General features: G+C 37.6%; 16 protein-coding genes. 11 read left to right on the top strand and 5 right to left on the bottom strand.

Annotated elements, in window-relative coordinates; genetic code table 11:
- Positions 1-60: 60 nt before the first annotated feature.
- On the bottom strand, positions 61-1383 hold the full coding sequence (locus tag EZY12_15235) for a pentapeptide repeat-containing protein (GenBank protein QSX66185.1): 1323 nt from the start codon (positions 1381-1383) through the stop codon (positions 61-63).
- A gap of 826 nt (positions 1384-2209) precedes the next feature.
- Here EZY12_15235 and EZY12_15230 point away from each other — a divergent pair.
- The 5 genes from EZY12_15230 (at position 2210) to ftsE (ending at position 6220) form a co-directional block, all read left to right on the top strand.
- Complete coding sequence (locus EZY12_15230) at positions 2210-2953, top strand: tetratricopeptide repeat protein (protein QSX66184.1); 744 nt, start codon at positions 2210-2212, stop codon at positions 2951-2953.
- Between the two features lie 128 nt (positions 2954-3081).
- Complete coding sequence (locus EZY12_15225; GenBank protein QSX66183.1) at positions 3082-3786, top strand: 16S rRNA (uracil(1498)-N(3))-methyltransferase; 705 nt, start codon at positions 3082-3084, stop codon at positions 3784-3786.
- On the top strand, positions 3783-4409 hold the full coding sequence (locus EZY12_15220) for a TIGR04282 family arsenosugar biosynthesis glycosyltransferase (protein ID QSX66182.1): 627 nt from the start codon (positions 3783-3785) through the stop codon (positions 4407-4409). Before EZY12_15225 ends, EZY12_15220 begins: the two co-directional genes overlap by 4 nt.
- Positions 4410-4646: 237 nt before the next feature.
- The gene (locus EZY12_15215; protein QSX66181.1) at positions 4647-5417 is read left to right on the top strand and encodes a WecB/TagA/CpsF family glycosyltransferase; all 771 of its coding nucleotides are present in this window, start codon (positions 4647-4649) and stop codon (positions 5415-5417) included.
- A 68-nt stretch (positions 5418-5485) separates the two neighbouring features.
- Entirely contained in the window at positions 5486-6220 is a 735-nt protein-coding gene (gene ftsE, locus EZY12_15210) for a cell division ATP-binding protein FtsE (GenBank protein QSX66180.1), read from the top strand.
- 37 nt (positions 6221-6257) lie between these two features.
- On the opposite strand, the gene menH is transcribed toward ftsE, so the two are convergent.
- From menH to EZY12_15195, 3 genes are all read right to left on the bottom strand, one after another.
- Complete coding sequence (menH, locus tag EZY12_15205) at positions 6258-7064, bottom strand: 2-succinyl-6-hydroxy-2,4-cyclohexadiene-1-carboxylate synthase (protein ID QSX66179.1); 807 nt, start codon at positions 7062-7064, stop codon at positions 6258-6260.
- A gap of 205 nt (positions 7065-7269) precedes the next feature.
- A complete protein-coding gene (locus EZY12_15200) occupies positions 7270-7551 on the bottom strand; it encodes a hypothetical protein (protein QSX66178.1) in 282 nt (93 codons plus the stop codon).
- A gap of 111 nt (positions 7552-7662) precedes the next feature.
- On the bottom strand, positions 7663-8043 hold the full coding sequence (locus tag EZY12_15195; protein QSX66177.1) for a metal-sensitive transcriptional regulator: 381 nt from the start codon (positions 8041-8043) through the stop codon (positions 7663-7665).
- A 253-nt stretch (positions 8044-8296) separates the two neighbouring features.
- Between EZY12_15195 and EZY12_15190 the strand changes: the two genes are divergently transcribed.
- From EZY12_15190 to EZY12_15175, 4 genes are all read left to right on the top strand, one after another.
- Positions 8297-9502 carry a trypsin-like peptidase domain-containing protein gene (locus tag EZY12_15190; protein QSX66176.1) on the top strand — a complete coding sequence of 402 codons (1206 nt, stop codon included), beginning with the start codon at positions 8297-8299 and terminating at the stop codon, positions 9500-9502.
- Between the two features lie 210 nt (positions 9503-9712).
- On the top strand, positions 9713-10516 hold the full coding sequence (locus EZY12_15185; protein QSX66175.1) for a Uma2 family endonuclease: 804 nt from the start codon (positions 9713-9715) through the stop codon (positions 10514-10516).
- A 307-nt stretch (positions 10517-10823) separates the two neighbouring features.
- Complete coding sequence (locus tag EZY12_15180) at positions 10824-13244, top strand: bile acid beta-glucosidase (protein ID QSX66174.1); 2421 nt, start codon at positions 10824-10826, stop codon at positions 13242-13244.
- Positions 13245-16130: 2886 nt separating this feature from the next.
- Positions 16131-16514 (top strand): HetP family heterocyst commitment protein, encoded by a 384-nt coding sequence (locus tag EZY12_15175; GenBank protein ID QSX66173.1) that lies wholly within the window; start codon positions 16131-16133, stop codon positions 16512-16514.
- Positions 16515-17605: 1091 nt separating this feature from the next.
- On the opposite strand, the gene EZY12_15170 is transcribed toward EZY12_15175, so the two are convergent.
- Positions 17606-18571, bottom strand: coding sequence for an AEC family transporter (locus EZY12_15170; GenBank protein QSX66172.1), 966 nt, complete (start codon positions 18569-18571; stop codon positions 17606-17608).
- A 1251-nt stretch (positions 18572-19822) separates the two neighbouring features.
- Here EZY12_15170 and EZY12_15165 point away from each other — a divergent pair.
- Both EZY12_15165 and EZY12_15160 read left to right on the top strand, forming a co-directional pair.
- Positions 19823-20419 (top strand): helix-turn-helix domain containing protein, encoded by a 597-nt coding sequence (locus tag EZY12_15165; protein QSX66171.1) that lies wholly within the window; start codon positions 19823-19825, stop codon positions 20417-20419.
- 21 nt (positions 20420-20440) lie between these two features.
- Complete coding sequence (locus EZY12_15160; GenBank protein QSX66170.1) at positions 20441-23161, top strand: peptidase domain-containing ABC transporter; 2721 nt, start codon at positions 20441-20443, stop codon at positions 23159-23161.
- Positions 23162-23170: the final 9 nt, after the last annotated feature.

The raw sequence follows: 23170 nt of genomic DNA, 5'->3' as shown, positions 1-23170 counted from the left end.
CATTAGTGATTAGTTATTAGTTATTAGTCAGAAGAAAAAAGGAATTTTTCTCATTACCAATTACCTACCCAATTTATTAGGAATTCCTTGACAACCACCAGGAATTGTCTGTCTGGTTTTTTCTCCACACCAAGCACAGCAATAGTAACGGCTAGATTCAGACATTCTTTGCGCGTTGGTGAAGTTGGCATTTTCGACGACTGCACCAGTGTGTTCTCCTGTTTCATAGTTTGGTGGTTCGGTGCGGCTGCGAGGAGATGCCTGTTCTAGTAAACCATAAAATAGGCGAATTCCGTTTAAGTCCGTATTAGTAAGATTGGCATCATATAATATAGTTCGGGACAGATTAGCTTTTACTAAATCGCAATTACTAAGATTAGCACGGATGAGATTAGCTTCACTTAAATCTGTCCAACGTAAATCGTTATCAGCCAGATCTGCACCTGCTAACATCACACCTAAATCAATGACGCGGACTCCTTCTAACCGATCTTCGGCATAACCACCACTACCATCTAGAATAGCTCTTCCGAGACGGCGATCGCGTTGGAGGGGAGAGAGTAATTTAGAACGGGAGAGAAACCGCAAAATTTTGGCTTTACCACTGCCATCTACACTACTAAATATAGCGGCTGTGCGTCCTTCAGCGATCGCTCTTTCTTGCGGCCAATCTTCTAATAATCCTTCTTCATCTAATACTAAGTCGGAAACTCCTTGAAAGTAGGAATCTATGGTTTGTTGTTGGGTAATAATATTTTGCTGTACAGTTAGCAGATTTTGTTGAATGGTTAAGTCTTTGGAAATTACATATTGTCGCCAAGCTACATAAACGGCGATAATGGCAATGGCAATTTGTCCTAATGCGCCAAACCATTCTGCTAAAGTACCAGAAGCATCCCAGTTAACTCTCTTTCCCCAACGCAGTAAGCCATTACCCAAATTAGTAAATCTGAATAAACCAATTATTGCTACTAATACTCCTATTAAGCCCACAAATACATTTCTATCTTGGGGTGAAAACCACTCTTGGATAACATCTTTTAACCAAGGGAAAAGTATCAGCATTGATAACACTAATGTGGCCAAAGTTCCCAAAATACCCAGAAACGAGTTATTAATAATAATACTAATGACAGTGATAGCGATCGCTAAACTAGTGAATAATAAAATTCTTGGATTAATAGCAGCTTGCAGACTGGAATTGCGCTGGAGAAGAAAAGCAGTTCCGGTGATAATATTTGTTTTCAGGGAAGATTGTCCAGATAGTTGTTTTTTTCCTAATCCTTCTGTTAGTAATGAGTGATCACTATCATCAATTTCCAATTCATCTTCCTGATTTATTTCTGAGTCAGATGAGTTGGATGAGTTAGATTCAATAGTCATAGTTTTTATTTTTCTCCCATTGGGTAACAATAAACTTAAACATTGTAAAAACACTTATATTGACAATATAATATACTTTCAAGTCTTGGCAAATAAGTTAGTGATTAAATTTTCTGTCTCCACAAGCAACAAACAGGTAATTTTATCACAGATCATTTAAAATTTTTAGATAGGACGGCTCTATATAGCAGCAGTCACTGAGTCAAAAAGCGAAGTTATCAGCAAGTCAGAATCATCTAAAACCGGAAAAAGAGTTTGTCCACATAGGTATGTATAGCCATGCCAGCTATAATCAAACCGGATTCCTCTAGATCAGTTTGTACTTACGAATAATTAATTTATTAACTACGAGTATGGTATTATAGAAATCCTAAATGATTCCTGAACAATAGTAAGTAGTTTAGGGTGGGTATGATCCCGCAAAACTACTCTATGGTGGACATTTACCACACTAGTACCGCAAGGCGAAAGTCAAAAGTCAAAAGTCAAAAGTCAAAAATAATATGGCATAAGCTTTTTGGCGATTGAGAATGGTTGTTTTATTTACGCCGTGCTGTACTAGTACAGTACAGCGTAAGTTAATGAACCATTCCGCATCTGTGAAAAGCTGATGCTGTATTCATTCTCAATTCCGAGCAAGCGGTACTAGGTCTAGTTGAAAAATCAAGTATGAGTCCCATATATTCAGAATTTATGAAAACCTTATCCATATCTTCATCTTTAGTTTACATAATCAAAAAACAATTAATAATAATTAGTTGATTTAGATACGACTTTTAAGCTCCCATCAGTTTTAGGATAATTGTATGATTTTTGTAGGTGCAGTATGGTAGTTTGGCGACAATTAATTGCTTCTAGTTTAATCAGTTTTTTGGCAATTGGCTGTAGTGATTTGGTAAATTCTTCATCAGATAATACCAAACAAGTTGTTCAGGAAAGCAATGTTAATCAACTGATTTCAGAAGTACAAGATAGTCAAAAAGCAGAAAACTTATTACTACAAGGTAATGGTTTGTTAGATACCCATCGTTATCAAGAAGCTTTAGGAATATATAATCAGGTCATAGCTATTAAAACTGATAGTGCGGAAACCTGGGTAAATCGCGGCAATGCTTTGATTGCTTTGCAACAGTATCCAGAAGCTGTAGAATCTTATGATAAGGCAATCGCTATTCGCCCAAATCAAGATGAAGCTTGGTATAATCGCGGTAATGCTTTAACAGCTTTGCGAAATTACAAAGAAGCGGTAAAATCTTATGATGAAGCGATCGCTATTCAATCAAATAAACATGAAGCTTGGATTAATCGAGGAATTGCTTTAACCAAATTACAACGCTACAAAGAAGCTTTAGCATCCTATAATCAAGCAATCACTATCCAGCCTAATTTACATCAAGCATATTATAACAAAGCTTGTAATTATGCCTTGCAAAATAATCTAGAACTAGCAATTGAAAACCTCAAAAAAGCCATGCAGCTTGTCCCCCAAAAATATCAAAACTTAGTGAAAAGCGACCCAGATTTTGATAAAATACGTGGTGAACAGCGGTTTCAAGAACTATTAAAATAGCAGGAGGTAGGAGTCAGGAGTCAGGAGTCAGGAGAAGAAAGAAGGAGAAGAAAGAAGTAAAATGCTCTTGATATATAGCCTTTTATGTAAATTTTGTATCTCATGTAAGTGCATACCACCAAGTATAAATGACACAACTTCAACGCATTACTATTCATCCCCAGCAACTTCAAGAAAGCCAACTTTTATTAACACCTCAACAACAACATTATTTACTGCGGGTACTGCGGTTGCGGGATGGTGATAAATTCATTGTCATGGATGGTATGGGGAAATGGTGGTTAGCGCAGTTAGAAGGGGAACAAGGAAAAGTTTTAGAACTACTTGAGGTAAAAACTGAATTACCTGTGTCTATTACCTTAATGATGGCATTACCAAAAGGAAATGGATTTGATGAAGTTGTCCGGTGTTGTACGGAGTTAGGTGTAACTTGTATTGCACCAGTTACAAGCGATCGCACCCTATTAAATCCCAGTCCCCAAAAGCTAGAACGCTGGCGGCGCATAGCCTCAGAAGCCGCCGAACAGTCAGAACGGGCTGTTGTTCCCACCATTTTAGAAGTAGTACCTTTAAACACTGCGATAAAAGAGACTACCGCCACTCACCGTTATATCTGTGAAGCCCGTGGGGATTATCCTCATTTACAGCAGTTAGTAAATAAAACCGCAAATGAGATAATTATTGCTATTGGCCCAGAGGGAGGGTGGACAAATCAAGAAATAGAAATAGCTGTAGAATCAGGATTTCAACCTATTTCCCTGGGTCGTCGAGTTCTCCGCGCAGTCACAGCGCCTATAGTTGCAGTATCTTTGATAGCAGCAAATTTTGAATGATTTCCTGGAAACCATTAACACAACACCTAATTATTTTTACCCGCTACCCAGAACCAGGGAAAACAAAAACCCGGTTAATACCAGTTTTGGGTGATGTTGGTGCGGCTAATTTACAAAAGCAGATGACTGAACAGACTATTTTTCAGGTTAAAGAACTGCAAAAGATAACCAACGTCAGCTTTGAAGTGCGGTTTACAGGTGGTAATTTGGAAAAAATGCAAAATTGGTTGGGAAATGATTTAGGATATCAATTTCAGGGTGAGGGAGATTTAGGTGTAAGAATGGAGCGATCGCTTGTCAATGCGTTTAATCAAAAAGCAGAACAAGTCATAATTATTGGTACAGATTGTCCTGATCTAAATTCGCAAATTTTAGCAACCGCTTTTGAGCAATTAAAGAATTTTAATCTTGTCCTTGGTCCAGCCCTTGACGGTGGTTATTATTTAATTGGGTTACAACAACCAATAGGAGAATTATTTATGAATATTCCCTGGGGTACTGCTCAAGTATTTGCAAAAACAGGAGAAATTGCTCAGAAATTAAATTTATCAATTGGTTATTTGCAATATTTAGCAGATATTGATCGTCCAGAGGATCTTGACAACCAAACTTTTTTTCCTTGAAGATAAAACCTGATGTATTTTATCAGAAACAGTAGTAGACATCTGGTAAAAATTAAATATGCGTGATCTGAAACCCTTGTAGAGACTTTCTATGGGTAGGGATTCTCGGCTCTACATTCATTCCCACTAGATGTCTAATCACAATCACTATGAGGAAATTATAATTACCCATTCACGAAAAAATTTGATAAACTATACTCTCATAAAAAATTGTTCCCAGTTTATTGTTAAGAAACTATGTTCAAAGTCGCGGAAGCTAAAGTCTGTTCAGTATTGGGTTTACCAGTTCATATAATGAAAAATTATCCTAACTGGTTGTTAGATCGCTTAAAAGCAAGACAAGGGACTCATGTAGTCACCCTCAATGCAGAAATGACCATGCAAGCAGAGCGTAATCTCCCCCTAGCGCAGATAATTAAAAATGCTGAATTAGTGATTCCCGATGGGTCAGGAGTTGTTCTATATTTACAATATTTATCAGGACAAAAAGTACAACGTTTTCCAGGAATTGAATTAGCAGAAAACCTTTTACAAACAGTAGCTCAAGAACAAACATCTGCTTCAGTATTTTTCTATGGAGGCGCATCAGGAATAGCCGCAAAAGCAGCAGATTTATGGCGATATAAACTTCCCACTCTGAAAATAGCAGGAACACATTCTGGTTATCATTCCCCAGAAGAAGAACAACAATTATTGCAAACGCTCACGCAACTACAGCCACAAATAATATTTGTTGGTTTGGGAGTACCACGTCAAGAATTATGGATTGCCCAACACCGCCATTTGTGTCCCCATTCAATTTGGGTAGGTGTTGGTGGTAGTTTTGATATTTGGTCAGGAATAAAAACTCGCGCTCCTGGTTGGTTAGCAAATAATAACTTAGAATGGCTATATAGATTATATCAAGAACCCTGGCGTTGGCAACGAATGTTAGCGTTACCAAAGTTCGTTTTCAAATCCTTAATTTATCATTGGACTGGCAGGGATGTAAATAGTTTGGAATATTAAACTAAATAGAAATATTGGTTGATTTTAGATTTAATATATCATTTACCATTGGCTAAAAAAATACCAATATGTCTCTATTAAGTACAAATGAAAATACGGAAACAGTGCATAGCGAAGCGGTAAAAACTCAAAATCAAGCTGGGATAATGATAGAGTTGCATTCTGTTTCCAAAACCTATATTAATAGTCATCATGCTTTATTTGATGTTAACTTAAAAATCAACAGAGGAGAATTTCTATTTATTACAGGCGCTAGTGGTTCTGGTAAATCCACACTTTTGAAAATGCTCTATGGTGCGGAATTACCTACCCAAGGAAAAGTAATAGTTGATGATATTAATGTGGGTACTTTAGGAAGCTATCATTTATCATTATTACGTCGTCGCATGGGAATTGTTTTTCAAGACTATAAACTCATTCCCCAGCGCACAGTTGCGGAAAATGTCACCTTTGTATTGCAAGCACAAGGTTATACCCGCAAAGAAATTCAACGGCGCTTAGAACCAACTTTAAAATTAGTAGGTTTATTATCTAAAGCTGACCGATTTCCAGATCAACTTTCTGGGGGAGAACAGCAGCGGGTAAGTATTGCGCGAGCAATTGTAGGGACACCACCTTTACTATTAGCAGACGAACCGACTGGAAACCTTGACCCTGATAATTCTTGGCAAGTAATTCAAATTTTTCAAAAGTTAAATTCCTTTGGGGCAACAGTGATTATCACTACCCATGATGAGCAATTAGTCAGGCGTTGTAATTATCCAGTAGTGCAAGTTAAAGATGGTAAGTTATATCGTAAATAAATAATCAGATCCCCGATTTCTTTAATAAGTCGGGGATCTAAACAAAAAAATCTTGAACATTTTGCACAAATGCTAAAGTATTTTCTAGATGAATATTATGCCCAACTTGATGAATTATTTGTAATTTAGTAAAGTTACATTTTCTAGTTATGGCTATATTAATATCAATAAATTTTTCATCTTTTTCACCCACTAATAATAATAGAGGAATAGTATTTTTAATTAACAATTCCCATAAACAAGGTTGAAACCCTGTTCCCATAAACTGCAATGATTTTACTAAATTTAGGGGATGATTTGCCAATCTACTTTCTACCATAGATTGGTAGTGAGGATAATTTTTGATATCCCCAAAAATAGGTTGTTGATACCAATGATTTAGAAAATCATAAAAATCATCTTTATCCATCATTCTCGCTAATTTTCTGGCTATTTGAGCATCACTTTTAATTCTGGCTAATCTTTCTATTTCTGTGGCTAAACCAGGGGAACTAGATTCTAAAATGACTTTAATAAACCTGTGAGGAAAATGCAAAGTCAGATATAAAGCTAATCTTCCTCCCATTGAATAACCGATTAAATAACATTGGTTTATGTTTAATTTATCTAATAAGCTAATAATAGCTTGTGCTGTAGATGCCATTGTATAGCATTCATCATCTAAAACTTGAGTTTTTCCATGTCCGGGTAAATCAATAGTCAAATAAGAAAAATCATTAAATAGTAATTTAATGGCTTCATCAAATTCATGAATATTACCCATAAAGCCGTGTAGCAACAGAATTATTGGTTTATCTTTATTTACTTTAAAGGAATAATTAAATTTATAGTTGGTTAGATTCATTCTTTTATACTGAACTAAGAAATAAACTGGATAGGAATCTCAATTTGAAATTCTGTACCTTTTTCAGGATTAGAAAAACAGCGAATTTTACCTTTATGTTCTTCAACAACAATTTGGTAACTAATAGATACAGCACTTCCTTTGTGTTATGAGGTACAAGAACCCCACCCCCAACCCGCAAGCGAGGAGGGGGCTAAGATCTACCTCATAAGAGCGGAAACCGCTGTAATCCTAAACCAGTTCCCTTACCTACAGGTTTTGTAGTGAAGAAGGGATCAAATATTCGTTGTTGATTTTGAATAGGAATACCAATGCCATTATAGTTAATAACTATCGCATCTTCTTTTAATTGGGAAGAAATCAAAAAGTTAGGGATAAGCACACCTAAATCAAAACAGAGAAAGAGAGCCGCAGAAAGAAAAATAGTCCGATATTTGCCTTCAGAAAATAAATGTGTAGATGCAATTTGCTTGAATTTTATGATCATGATTTAAGAGTTAAAATAGATGCTCTAAGATATAGAAATCGAAAAATATTCTCAGAGATTTTGATTTGCTCAGTTGGATAATGGCAACAGATATATTTGAGGCTACTAAAGTTAAGGCAAAAATCTATCCAAAGCAGCTTTTAGTTGTTGAATCTCTGATTCTATATTACCCTTTTGAGCGGCTCTACCAATGCACTCAGTTAAATGTTCATCTAACACAATTCGTGCTACTTTATCTAATGCCCCACGGACGGCAGCAATTTGTAATAATACATCAGGACAAGGGGTATTCTGCTGCACCATTGTTTTAACTCCTCGAACGTGTCCTTCTATGCGCGATAGTCGGTTAATAATCCGCCGCAATGACTCTTCACTGTGGACATGAGGATGAACAGAATCAACCTGATTATGTGTATGATCTGGATGGTGGTGATGTTCTTCTGTCTCTGATATAAGCAGAGATTCGTTAGTTAGTGGTTTTGCTTCATTCATGGGTATTATATTAATATTTGTTTTGGCATCTTGGCATTAATTAATATTTTAGCCCAGAGAGATAGAAATTTTTAATGTTGTTTAACTGACGCTGCTGAGTTACTGACAGACAGGGAATACTCAGGTTTGAACCAAGATTCAGCAAAATCAAAGAAACTTAAAGTTGAGTAAAAATGTCAATAAACTAGAATGAGGTGTAGATAGATTTATCAAGAAACAGCAAAAAATTAGGCTTGTAGATTAGGTTGTGATTATGCGATTTTCCCAGATGTCCCGGTCTATCCGACAACTCAGTACCCATATTGTAGCAATTTTCATGGGAGTGATGTTGACTTTCACCTCCTTACGGGTGTTACCTTCAGCAGCAGAGCCGGGTCCAAATCCTGTCACTGAGTCATCCACAATACTTGCTCAAAAGCCATCTTCCGCTGTCATTGGTAGTCATAGTTTTGTGACAGCAGCGGTTAATCGTGTGGGTTCGGCTGTAGTGAGAATTGATACAGAAAGAACAATTACGCGCCGGAATGATCCAATGATGGAAGATCCCTTTTTTCGGAGGTTTTTTGGTGATAGTTTTCCCCAACAATCACCAACTGAACAGTTAAGGGGTTTAGGCTCTGGTTTTATTCTTGACAAAAGCGGCGTAATTCTCACCAATGCTCACGTAGTTGATAAGGCTGATAAAGTCACAGTCCGTCTCAAAGATGGTCGGACTTTTGAAGGTAAAGTTAAAGGCATTGATGAGGTTACAGATTTAGCTGTAGTTAAGATTGATGCTGGTAAGGATTTACCTGTTGCCCCTTTAGGTTCTTCTGATCATGTTGAAGTGGGAGATTGGGCGATCGCTGTGGGGAATCCGTTAGGATTTGATAATACAGTTACTTTGGGGATTGTCAGCACCCTCAAACGTTCGAGCGCCCAAGTAGGAATTAGTGATAAACGGTTAGACTTCATTCAAACTGACGCAGCTATTAACCCCGGTAATTCCGGTGGACCATTGTTAAATGGTTTAGGAGAAGTGATTGGGATTAATACCGCAATTCGCGCTGATGCTATGGGGATTGGGTTTGCAATTCCTATTGATAAGGCTAAAGCGATCGCTGCTCAATTGCAACGGGATGGTAAAGTTGCTCACCCCTATTTAGGTGTACAAATGGTGACATTAACACCGGAATTAGCAAAACAGAATAACAATGATCCCAATTCCATGTTTGCAATTCCTGAAGTCAAAGGTGTTTTAGTCATGCGAGTTGTGCCTAATTCCCCTGCTGCAACTGCGGGTATCCGTCGCGGAGATGTAATTTTGCAAATTGAGAATAAAGCCATTACCAGTGCAGAACAATTGCAAGGTGTGGTAGAAGAAAGTACCCTTGGTCAAGCTTTGCAGGTAAAAATTCAAAGAGGTAATCAAACACAGATGCTTTCAGTTCGTACTGCTGAGTTGAAAGACCTTTCTTGATATCTAAACCCCGTCTAAGATGAAAGCCATAGTTATTGAAAGTAGTGGGAGCATCTTGCTCCCTGCCGCTAAGTAGCGAGCAAGATGCTCGCATTACTTCAGGTTTCAAAATGGATGAGGTTTATATCCCCGATTTTCTGAAGAAGTCGGGGATTTATTTCTGTTAATATGACTAAGGAGCAAAAGTTGGATGTTCAAGGATGGTGAATAATGTATCAAACAGATCCGCCACTGGCTGCAAAAGAAACATTACCAACAATGTATGATCTTCCTAGCGAAGACCCGGAGGAAAGAGGTTTGCCAGATCAATTTCATTTATTGCAACCACAATTATTAGCAGATACATTTCTTCCTCCTAATTATGCAAATGAGGAAATATTTACCGCTAGTGATCTAAATCTTTATTTTGATTCCCGTCATCCATTGTGGTATAAACGCCCAGATTGGTTTGCAGTTGTGGGTGTTCCTTATTTGTATGATCAGAAAGATTTGCGTTTAAGTTATGTAGTTTGGCAAGAATCTGTTAATCCTTATATTGTGGTGGAGTTATTGTCACCAGGAACAGAAAAAGAAGATTTAGGTCAAATATTGCGAGATGTAGAAAAACCTCCGGGTAAATGGGAAGTTTACGAAAAGATTTTAAGAATACCCTATTATGCCATATTTGATCGTTATAAATATGAGTTTAGGATGTTTGAATTGACAGGCGATCGCTATATTGAAACTTTACGATCAACGATTTTGGATGCTAATTCTCGCTTTTGGATTCCCGGCTTAGAATTAGGTTTAGGAATTTGGGAAGGTCGTTATAAAAATGTGCAAATGCCTTGGTTACGTTGGTATGATCAAAATGGTAATTGGGTGTTAACTCCCGCAGAATTAGAAAAAGAAAAAGCTGAACAAGAACGACAACGTGCGGAACAAGAACGACGAAAAGCTGAACAAGAACGACGAAAAACAGAAAAATTAATTGCCCAATTGCGTGCTTTAGGTGTTGAACCTGATTTAGATTAAAGTGATGATAGGATTTGTAGGTTGGGCTATTCTCAACCTAATAACTACTCCAGCGGTATGCACTCTTTGTGAGATACAGTCAGCTAATCCCAAACTCTGTAGGGGCGCAGGGTCTGCGCCCTTGATTGTATTGCATCAAGAGCGATAACCGCTATAGTATGATTTCTTGTTTTCTTTGAGATTGAGTTTTTTAATCTCTATCAATGAATTGCGGATAGAAGCGAAATAAAAATATTTTTCCATCACGACTTGAGAAAAATCACACATCGCGCTAGTCTTCATTAGCGTCAACCGTGAAACTCAAACCATGACAAACCACCCACAAATACCCCCCTGCTCCTGGAAACGTCCCATTGGCTTAGGCTGGGATAAACCCTACACCGTCCGTTATCCTGATAATATAGATGATGGTCCCTGGCACGGAATGCCCCTTGGTGGCTTTGGTGCAGGGTGTATAGGCCGTTCTTCACGGGGAGATTTTAACCTGTGGCACATTGACGGAGGAGAACATACTTTTAAAAATGTTCCTGCTTGTCAATTTAGCATCTTTGAATCAGGATTTGCTTACGCATTATCTACCCAACCACCAGAAGATAATACACTGCAATCTTGGCAATGGTATCAGTCTATTTCAAATGTATCAGAATTAGAGGCGGGCAAGATGCCCACCCCACAAAATATAGGAACATATCATGCACTTTATCCGCGTAGCTGGTTTGTTTATAAAAATGTCTTAAAAACTCAATTAACCTGTGAGCAATTTTCCCCAATTTGGGCAGATAATTATCAAGAAACAAGTTATCCTGTAGCGGTTTTCTTGTGGACAGCACACAACCCCACAACAGCACCAATCACTATTAGTATCATGCTAACTTGGGAGAATATGGCAGGTTGGTTTACTAATACTTTGAAATCTCCTGAAGTGCGAGTTAGAGATGATGGAAGTCCCGTTTATGAATATCTACCACCCTGGGGAGAAAGTCAAGGAAATTATAATTGTTTAGCAGAAGATGATAAATATTTTGGTTGCGTTTTAGGTCAAGTTGCTGATAGTCCAACTGTCCAAGAAGGGGACGGAACTTGGTGTATTGCGACTGCAAAAAATCCTCAAGTGGAAATATTTCATCATTCCCGATTTAATCCTGTGGGTAATGGTGAAGATGTTTGGCAAAGTTTTTCTACAAATGGTTCTTTACCTAATTATATAGATGAAACTCCCGCAGATGAAAATACAAGATTAGGTGCTGCTATTGCGGTGCGTTTCACTTTGCAACCTGGAGAAAGTTTAGAAATTCCTTTTGTGCTAAGTTGGGATTTTCCGGTAACAGAATTTGCAGCGGGGGTGAACTATTACCGCAGATATACTGACTTCTTTGGTTGTAATGGTGAAAATGCTTGGCAGATTGCGACTACTGCACTCAAAGAATATCATAATTGGCGATCGCTCATCGAAGACTGGCAAAAACCAATTATCGAGAGAGAAGACTTACCCGACTGGTTCAAAATGGCCTTATTCAACGAACTCTACGACTTAACCAGTGGAGGAACTCTCTGGAATGCAGCATCAGAAAAAGATCCCTTTGGACAATTCGCTGTGTTAGAGTGTTTAGATTACCGTTGGTATGAAAGTCTAGATGTGCGGTTATACGGTTCCTTTGGGTTATTGATGTTATTTCCCGAACTAGAAAAATCCGTAATTCGTGCTTTTGCTAGAGCAATTCCCCACAGTGATGACAGAACCAGAATTATCGGTTATTATTTAACCATCAAATCCGAAAGTCCCCTCGCAGTTCGGAAAATTGCCGGTGCGACACCCCACGATTTAGGCGCACCTAATGAACACGTTTGGGAAAAAACCAATTATACTAGTTATCAAGATTGCAACCTGTGGAAAGATTTAGGTTGTGACTTTGTTTTGCAGGTATATCGAGATTTTCTGTTTACTGGTACAAATGATATCCAGTTTTTAGCAGATTGTTGGGACGCTATTGTCCAAACTCTCGATTATGTGAAAACATTTGATCTCGATGGGGATAGTATACCAGAAAATTCCGGCGCTCCTGACCAAACTTTTGATGATTGGCGTTTACAAGGTGTTAGTGCTTATTGTGGCGGTTTGTGGTTAGCTGCTTTGGAGTCTGCTATTGCTATTTGTGATATTTTAACGAACCACAGAGGCACAGAGAACGCAGAGGCACAAAAATTAATTTATCAAGGTTGGTTAAATCAATCAAAACCAATTTATCAAGAGAAGCTTTGGAATGGTGAATATTACCGCTTGGATAGTGAGAGTGGTTCTGATGTAGTTATGGCTGACCAATTGTGTGGGCAATTCTACGCTCGTTTATTGAGTTTACCAGATATTGTCCCCAGCGATCGCGCCTTGTCTGCCTTAACAAAAGTATATGATTCCTGTTTTCTCAAGTTCCAAAATGGTAAATTCGGCGCTGCTAACGGTGTTCTTCCCAATGGTTTACCCGAAAATCCCAATTCTACTCACCCTTTGGAAGTTTGGACAGGGATTAACTTCGGTCTAGCAGCCTTCCTTGTGCAAATGGAGATGAAAAATGAGGCAATGCGGTTAACTGAGGCTGTGGTTAGGCAAATTTATGACAATGGTTTGCAATTCCGTACCCCGGAAGCAATCACCGCTAATGGCACTTTTCGCGCTAGTACCTATCTCCGTCCTATGGCTATTTGGGGAATTTATTTGTTAATGAATACCTAACTATTTTACCAAAAATTTGGGTTTAAAGCCCCGTCCTTCTAGGACGGCTTTTTGATATAATGGTGAGAACAGGCAGGGCATTGTCTGTTGGGCGAGATAGTGTAAGACGGGTTATGCCCGCAACTGTTGTTTGAATCCAGAATCCTCACCCTTCTAGGATGGGGAGTATGTCAATCTTGTGGGGTAGGCATCTTGCCTGCCCATGCTTGGGCATTTTCCTGCCCAATAGTTTATACCAATTCTGTGTCACTGACTCAACCCTAAAGGGATTGAGCTTGTAAAGAACAAACTTTACAACACAAGCAGCGACTAGCCCATTGAGACTAATCCTGATACGCACTTCCGAATACTTCCCCAGTATGGCTTACGCCACGCTACGCTATCGGATTATCTGCAAGACTGTTTGTTAAGTCGTTGGTTAAAGACAAGACATTTTGGATTAGTTGGGCGAGGGGACTTGAACGGGTTTGCTGGTTCCCGGGATTATATCCATTCAAAAATCAGCATTTAAATACCACAGTGAATAAATTCACTCGTGTCGCTTCCCTCTCACCGGCTTTAGCCACTGAGTTTCCCGCATACCGCGAGGTTTTATGAAATTAGATAAGATTTTGAACCACGAAGACGCAAAGGACGCGAAGAAAGAAATAAAAGATCAAAAAATTCAGCGCAGCCTTACAAAGACATGGTATTAGAAAAAAGTGATTTTAAATCAATACTTGACAATATATAAAAAATACAGAATTTCTTAATTATTTGATTATAATACCATCTCCGGCAAATTTTGTTTTCCTATTATTTCCGGAATTTAGCTAAAAAATCAGTAATGGTTAAGAGTTGAGGAATTTAAATCTGAAAACCAATGCTTTAAAATCTGCCTCTTGTCTCTGATTTAGCTACAAGGATAATTTCTAAACTCGCGTTTTTGCCAAAACACGCAAAAATAACCACCAATTCCCTACTTTATTTAGGGCTATGGGAAATAAAAAGATTGAAATTACCCACTCGAAAAATTCTCTCATCTAGTTTCAGATAGAGCAGAACTTATCAGTAGACTTCCACTATGTAATAATACGAGTAGTTGCAGGATAGTTGAATAAAGCAAGGACAGCAGGAGCTTTATCAATCTATATCATCAGGTTCAAATGCAGTTTGTATTTATGACTCGCAGTTTAGGTGATAAGTTCCCAGTTAAGTTTTAAGATAGTCAAAATTTTGATCTGGCGAACTGCTTGTGAAAATTTCCCCTGTTGCTTAAAGATTTAAACAGCTTGGGAGTTACACTATAACCTCCTCATTATGATCTGTCAAGCAATTACCTCATACATTTTTTAAGAAGTTGTCCAGAAAATCACAAGTTAGCAATTCCCTCTCAAAGCTGAACAGTTACAGATCACATCCGGAAATTTGAGACGATTTAATTTCTTAGAAAATACTTAGCCATACGGACTCAATCCTGATTCTATACCGAAGTATCCGCTTTCAGCAGAATATGCTGGGGCAATTGATAATAAATAATCATAGTTATTGCTAGTGAATCAGCTTAATGAATATTACTGTAATCTTACTCGTCTTAATAAATTAGATACATATAATTAGCGAACTGGTGATTTAAGTTAATGGCAATACTGTTGAATAAATAAATAGCTGTCAGTAACCAAATTAGATAATAATCAAAGGTTCATGGTGATACAGTTTTTGGCATACACATCTAGTCAGAGGTATTTTTTATCTAAAAGCAAATATATTGATAATTTAAATGAATATCCAAGATCGGGTTTTTAATTAATGAATCACGTCGCTAATTATTGGATTATTTCTTAGTTAATGTTTGAACCCATTTTTATTATATTGGGTGCGCCATAAAATCTTGTATTGCTTGTACAGAAGGAATTTTAGTCAAAAATAATATATTGTAAATATCATGTTTTTAGGATTAAAATTTATTTTTGCTTAGGATACATGGATGAAAATACTATTTATATGCTAGGAGCATGAATAAAGTCTATTGGTAGTATTTTTGCTTTGTATAACAATAATAGCATCTGCTATTCAGATTAAACTGGGGGGTAACACCCCCTCTTTTTTTCCAAGTGAGGACAAAACTCAAACTTGCACAAGACATAAGTAAATATCTAGATAAGTTCAGTAAATTTAACTTAAATCTTGCCACCTTGGCAGATGACATTAGCGACAAAAAATAGTATAAATAAAAATGTGGCTTTTGAAATTGAGAAATCAATGGTTTTCCTGATTCCATTCAGCAATTGTGAGCTTTTACAGCAAAAGCCATAAAGAAAATGGTAAGAAGTTATACAGCAGTAACTTAGGGTGAAGCAGAAAATTTCCACTTGGAAGTTTCAACAGTACACAATCGCATCTACGAAAAGCTACGTCGAACTTAATTCCTCCCGGTAGAAATCAGCAAAAAGGTAAATTTTTACCTTTGATTCATTAGTAAGTATAAATCTGAAGCCCAGACTCAATTAATACATATTATCTCTGTGAGCTATAGACATTACTAAATGAAAACTGTAAAACTGCCCAGAAAATCAGGGTAGACACGGCAAGGCACAGCAGTACACAGGCTTGATTAAAAACAATCAGGTTTGCAATCACAGGTCAGGTTATGAAAAAAATCATCAGTTCAAATGTTTCAGTTCAACCGGTAATTTTAGAGATACAGTTCTCTAAATTCCCTTTCCGTCAGGTATCCGTGTTCGCAAGTACCGTACTTTTACCAAAAGTTGTGACTCTTTTCCACCGCTGCCACCAATTGATTAGCTATAGATTCCGGTCATTCCCGCAACAGCAATTTGGCTGAAGCTGTTTATTGCATTTGCAGACACTGGACTAATTTACTCAATTCACAGACAACTAAAGATTATGAATCAAGATATTGCTGGCAGTGGTAACAACTTAGAACCAAAAATCCATCCTGAACAGTTAGACCAAGTAGTCGAAGCGATTTTGGCAGGAAAGTATTCTTGGGCTTGTGTTTTAATGTTGCGGTTCGTTGGCTATAATCCCATGCACTATATCCCTTATCGCACTTATAACCGCATCCTGAAGGAAAATGCTCGCACGGGTCGCTCAAATACACAAAATAATGAAACTCTAAAAATTGCGAAACCAACCACAGAGAAAAGATCCGAAAGCAATCTGGCATCTAGCTGTTTGAGCAAGATTAAAGATCTAGCTTATATGGAAGTGGGAGGCAAGCAAAAGGCAGATGCACGCGCTAATAATAGAGAAAAAAAGTCAGCATAGTTACAGATAATCCAGTAATTGCTTGTTACTTAGTATAAGTGAGCGAAAATCTGAGTAACTGCAATTACAGCAATTCGTTGTAAAAATCTGCCAGAATGGCAAATATACACTGGTAACATCTTATAAATTAGAAATAGCAACCTAAACAAAAGTTCATGGCGGACAAATTGCATTTTTCCCAAAAAACTGTTTGTGTCTGGACGTCAGTAACCCAGCCCTAAAGGGACTGAGCTTGCAAGAGTAATCAAACAAGCTGTACTGGACCACCCTGAACGTAAGTCGAAGGGTAGCCGTTATTTGAGTCACGACACCCACCGAATGCGTTCGCGCCAGCGTGCCGTCAGGCATAGCTAGTTCCTTGCTCTGTCATTTGCAATTAAACAGTTTTAAGGTCACTGAAACAGTGTTGCAAGTATAACAAGCTCTTATAACGCAGTCGTTGCTAACATCACCCCGAAAGGGAGGCTATGAGTGAGCAAAACATTATGCGTACAGAGTTGGGAAATTTGAATCGGTAATTGTCCCGTTGAAAGTACATCACAAAAGTACCCCGAATTTCTTAACTCCAAGGCGGTAATGAAAAAAGATTCAAAGCCTTTATTACCGCCCGTGTCGTTTCCCTCTCAGGGAGCCAAGCCGCTGAGTTTCCCACTTACCGGGTATTCTTATGAAACACATAGGCTGATTGCTTGAGCATTTAGTTTCTCATTAATTAAATAAATTCTCCATTCAGACTGATGAACTGTGACTAACGGTGGTTCTTTTTCCTTTGGAAGTTTGAGTAGTTTTCCATTAGGGTGGTGGGTTGCCCTAATCAGATGGAAATGGCTATATGACTTCTAATACTGAATTTAGTGTGACTAAAGTTTGGCTAACTTTAGTTACAAAGGTAGATGAGGAAATAGAAAAGTCATGGTGAAATCATTTTGTTACTTTCACATTATTACTGTTATGTCAACTGGCAATTGAGATAACAAAATTTAGAGGCTGTATAATTTTACAGCTTCTTTTTTCCATGTAAGTAGTCGGACAAAATTAAATTTATTGTCAAAAATTGCCTTTTTACCTTCCCTGTTTCCTGCTATATGAGTTTAGCTAAATAAAACTAACCACAGAGGGAGGGCTAAAAATAAACCGACAAAAGTTAAAGCAATGCTACTAGATAATAAATCCCGATCTAAATCATAAACTTCCGCCAAAATCAGTACAGAAAGCCCTGTGGGTGTTCCAGACATGAGGACTAGCACTAACCGCTGTTCTCCTATTACGCCGAAGTAGGTTGCACCTAATCCTACAAGCATTGGGATAATAAATACTTTTATAGCACTGGCAATGGCAGCGATCGCTAAACTTCCCCATGATCTCATTTTTCCTAGTCGCAAACCAACCAGTAATAAAGCTAATCCAATAACTACCCAAACAGCTTGATCTAAAGCTGACTCAACCGTTGCTGGTAATTCGATAAACTGAGTATTTAACCCTATAAAAAATGTCCATAAACTGGGGACTGTAACTATATCTCTTACCTGTATCCACCAATGGTTTTCGGTTTTTCTCTGACCAAAATAACTAGCAATTAAAATCGCCATCCCATATGTACCGACTACATTATTAGTGACGCTAAATAATACTGCTGAACCAGTATTTTCAGGACTGGTTAGCACTTGTGTAAGAGTAAGTCCGACAAAACCAGTATTGCCTAAGATTGTTGCCAGAATAAAACTACCTAAACTAGCTTTAATCATCGACTCTGGCACATCTACAGTTTCCAGTTTGACTGTGGGTTTAGTAGTTATGCACCATTGCCAAACCCACCAAGCTAACAATGCTAAAACTAAACTCAGAAGCAAAATTGCGATCGCTATTCCCGGGATAAATCCTCCCGCAGATGTATTTGTATGCCGCGCTAATACTAAAAGTTGTAGAGGAATACCCACCCAATAAAGTCCTTGACCTAACCACTTGAGAAAATTATCTACAGTGATGCGAGATAATGCAAGTCCTAAGCCTATCCAGATCAGTAATGGTGTGTAGGCATGAAATAGGGTATCAATCATGGGAAGAAAAATAAAAGGAATTAATTTTGAGATAAAGCTCGTACCGCAGGGCGGAATTTAGAATTTAGAATGAATACAGCATAAGCTTTTCACAGATTCGGAATGGTTCATTACAGCACTTCCTTTGTGTTATGAGGTACAAGAACCCCACCCCCAACCCCTGACAGGTGTAGGTTTTTAATATTCTCTGTAAAGGCAAGACCAGGAAGACAAGGAGGGATAGTAGACAAGGAAGATTTTATCCATAAAATACCCAATTTATGGTTTGTTTTATGACCAATCATCCATTTCTTGTCCGGTTTTCCTCCCTTGTCACCTTGTCTGCCTTGTCTTCCAAGTCCTGTCCTCACCCAATTGTAAAAAACCTACACCTGTCAGACCCCCAACCCCCTCCAATATCAAAAGTTTATCCTTTTCTTCCCCCCGTTGCGGGGGGATTGAGGGGGGTGCGATGAGGGGGCTAAGATGTACCTCATAAGAGCGAAAACCGCTGTAACTTACACCGGACTCTACTAGTACCGCAAGACGGAATTAAAAATTAAAAAATCAGACTATGGAGGCTTTTCAGGTATTTTTAATAGTTGGTTAATTGCTGCCTTTGTGTACTAGGAATATCACAAATTATTTCATAGTTAGGGATTACTGATTAATGGCTTGATTTTTATCAGCTTTTAATTTATATAAATTTTATGTAAGGATATGATGAAGCTGAGATGAAGATTTTATTTTTTATATAAATTTTAGAAGAAGATATAGCAGAATTTAAAGATAACAATTAAAGCTTTGTCACTTTTTTATCTAAACTGAACGGCTAATACCATACTATCGGACAGACGATTTCATATTTAAGAAAGTCTGCTGATGAGAATTTTTTGATTTTAGGCTAGTGTAAGAGGTACATTATATCTTTTCTGAGCTTATCTACTTTGAGGCTACAATTTTTAGTACAACTTTTCCGTAATTGTTGGTGAATTTAATATTTTAGAATTGATTGATTAAGCTGAATACTAGTGTTTATCTGTGGGTGTTTTACCAGACAATGCTGTTTATTGGGGGAGAGAGCAGCTATGCCTGTTGCATAGATATTGAAAATTAAATGAATACTCATCAAATATCTTACAGATTAAATGATCATAGTGCGGCCTGTCCTATGACTCTATATCTGTAAAAGTTTTTGCATCTGTATTTTAGCCATAGATGCAATAGATAGATTTGCCCAAATTTAAAAATAGAAAACAACTGGTAAGAATTATGTCATCTTATTCTCATCAAGATCAGGTTGTTAATATTTACGATCCATATCAAAGTAAGTTTTTAACTCCTTTTCAGCGGAAGGTGTTGCTAAAAAATTTACAAAGTAATTCGCAACCAGAATATCGGCGACGAATTGAGATTATGTTATTAGCAGATATGGGAAAATCCCAAACTCATATTTGTGAAATGATTGGTTGTTCTCAGGAGATGTCCAGATATTGGATCGGTATTGCTGAGTCAGGTATGGCACACAAATGGAATCAACGTCCATTAGGGAGACCAAAGATTGTTAATAATGAATATATTGAAAGATTGAAAGAATTAGTTAATTCTAGTCCCCGTGAATATGGCTATGCTTTTGGTGATTGGACGGCTCAATGGTTGAGTAAACATCTAGCGAAAGAGTTAGGAATTCAAATTAGCGATCGCCACATTAACCGCTTACTTAAACAAATGGGACTTTCTACTAAACGGAAAAGTTCCCCAGTGATAACTACTGATAATCAGGATTTGGCAATTAAAATTAGTGATTTACATTCTCCAACTGAACCTAGTTTTCATTGGTCATTTAATCTCATGCAGACCAATAAATAATAGTATTTTGGAGGTTAGGAAATGCTATCAGCGTTTTCTCAGAAAGAGTTAGCTACACAGATTAAGCAAGTCTTGGGTGATAGGTTATCAGATCAAGCAGTTACAGATTGTATCCAGGCTTTAGAAATTATTGAACCACCAGTAGCCAAACAATTTTGGCAAGCGGAAACAGCAAAACCGGGAATTTATATTGTGCTGTCGGGTAAGGTGAGATTGTTAGATAGCTCTAATGATTTAATTAATACTCTGACTCCAGGGGCATCATTTGGGGAGTTAACTTTATTTCCAGAACAAGATTTTAGTAGTTATGTTGCTAGAGCTTCTGTAAATTTAAAAATTGCCTATCTTCCCCAATCAACGGTGAAGAAGGTAATGGGAGAATTTCCTAGTGTTTATGATCTTTTGCTACATAAGGCAGAGGTAATTAATCCTCCCAAATCTCCCGATATTCCCCTGGTTGTAGCCTCGAAAACTGTCAAAAGTGCCAATTTTACTCAACCAGTAATTCCCACACAAACACCAGCCAAAAAACGCCCTAAATACTTTCCTATTCCTACTGTAATCGCCGGAAATTGGTGGCGTAAATTTACCAAACGTTATCCATTTTTTGAACAACAAAGTTCTGCTGATTGTGGTGCTGCTTGTTTAGTTATGGTTGGTCGTTATTGGGGTAAAAACCTGAGTATTAATAAGCTGCGGGATCTGGCTAATATTAGCCGTAGTGGGGCATCCATGCGAAGTTTGAGTGCAGCAGCCGAAAGTCTTGGTTTTGCTACCCGGCCAGTGAAAGCCAGTTTGGATAAATTTGCCCAACAACCTTTACCAGCGATCGCTCATTGGCAGGGTAAACATTATATTGTTGTCTATGAAATTACCAAAAAACAGGTAATTATTGCCGATCCCGCTATTGGGCAACGTCAGCTTAGTGTCCAGGAATTTCTTGCAGGTTGGACTGGTTACGCTTTATTATTACAGCCTACAACTTCACTCAAAAAAACCCAAGAAGCTAATACACCATTTTGGCAGTTATTGGATTTAGTTAAACCTCATTCTCAAGTTCTGCTAGAAGTATTTATGGCTTCGGTATTAATCCAGGTATTTGGATTAGTCACACCTTTATTTACTCAACTTTTATTAGATAGAGTCATTGTGCAAGGTAGTGTCTTAACCTTAAATACTGTAGGTTTTGGCTTGTTAATTTTTGGTTTATTTCGTGTTGCTATTAATGGGTTAAGGCAATATTTACTTGACCACACAGCCAACCGAATTAGTGTCGCTTTAATGGTAGGTTTTATTAAACATACATTTAGTTTACCTCTGTCATTTTTTGAATCTCGTTATGTGGGTGATATTGTCTCCCGTGTCCAAGAAAATCAAAAAATTCAACGTTTTCTTACGGGTGAGGCATTATCTATTGGTTTGGATTTACTGACAGTCTTTATTTATGTGGGATTAATGTTTTGGTATAGTCCACCAATGGCTGTAATGACATTAGCAATTGTCCCACCATTTGTGTTATTAACATTCTTTGCCACACCTTTTTTGCGGCGAATTAGTCGGGAGGTATTTACTGCGGGAACATTGGAAAATAGTTATTTAATTCAAAGCTTGACGGGAATTTCTTCGATTCGCTCCATGGCCATTGAACAAACAGTTCGTTGGCATTGGGAGGAATTGCTGAATAATTTAATCAAGAAAAACTTTAGTGGTCAATTAATTAGTAATCAACTGCAATTAGTTAGCTCTACTATTCAATCTTTAGTAAGTACAGGACTGCTATGGTTTGGGGCTTGGTTAGTTATTCAGAACCAACTTACTATTGGTCAATTAGTTGCTTTTAATATGTTGCTGGGTAATATTATTCAGCCTTTCCAAAGATTAATTATTTTGTGGAATCAATTACAAGAAGTAATTGTGGCTACAGAACGGATTAATGATGTATTAGAAGCACAGCCAGAGGAAGATTTAGAACATCAGCCTCGGCAATTTTTACCTAGATTAGTTGGGAAGATTAATTTCAATAATGTTACATTTCGCTATCATCCCGAAAGTGAAATTAATATTCTCGAAAATCTCAGCTTTGAAATTTTACCTGAGCAAACTGTAGCAGTTGTTGGCCGCAGTGGCTCTGGGAAAACAACACTTTCTAAATTGATTTTGGGGTTATATCTAGCGACAGATGGAAAAGTTTTAATTGACAATCAAGATGTAACTAGTATTTCCTTACATTCCTTGCGATCGCAAATAGGAGTTGTTGATCAAGATACCTTTTTATTTGGGGGAACAATTCGAGAAAATATCACAATTGCCCATCCTGAAGCTTCCTTAGAAGAGATTATGGAAGCTGCCCAACTTGCAGGTGCAGATGAGTTTATCAAAAGGATGCCAATGGGTTATGAAACTCAAATTGGTGAAGGGGGAGGAATGTTATCAGGAGGACAACGCCAACGGTTAGCAATTGCTCGCGCTTTATTAGGAAATCCCCGACTTTTAATATTAGATGAAGCTACAAGTCACCTTGATGCTGAATCAGAACGAATTATTCAGAATAACCTCAAAAAAATTCTCCAAGGACGTACAAGTGTAATTATTGCTCACCGTCTTTCCACAGTTCGTAATGCTGATCTAATTTTAGTTTTAGATCGTGGAGTTTTAGTAGAAAGTGGTACACATGAAGAATTAATTACCAAAAAAGGACATTATTTCTATCTCAATCAACAACAATTAGCACAAACAAATTAATTGTTTAAT

The organism is Dolichospermum sp. DET69 (genome assembly GCA_017355425.1).
GTDB lineage: Bacteria > Cyanobacteriota > Cyanobacteriia > Cyanobacteriales > Nostocaceae > Dolichospermum.
Note: the sequence above shows the minus strand (reverse complement) of the source record. Positions and strands in the feature narration are given on the sequence as shown.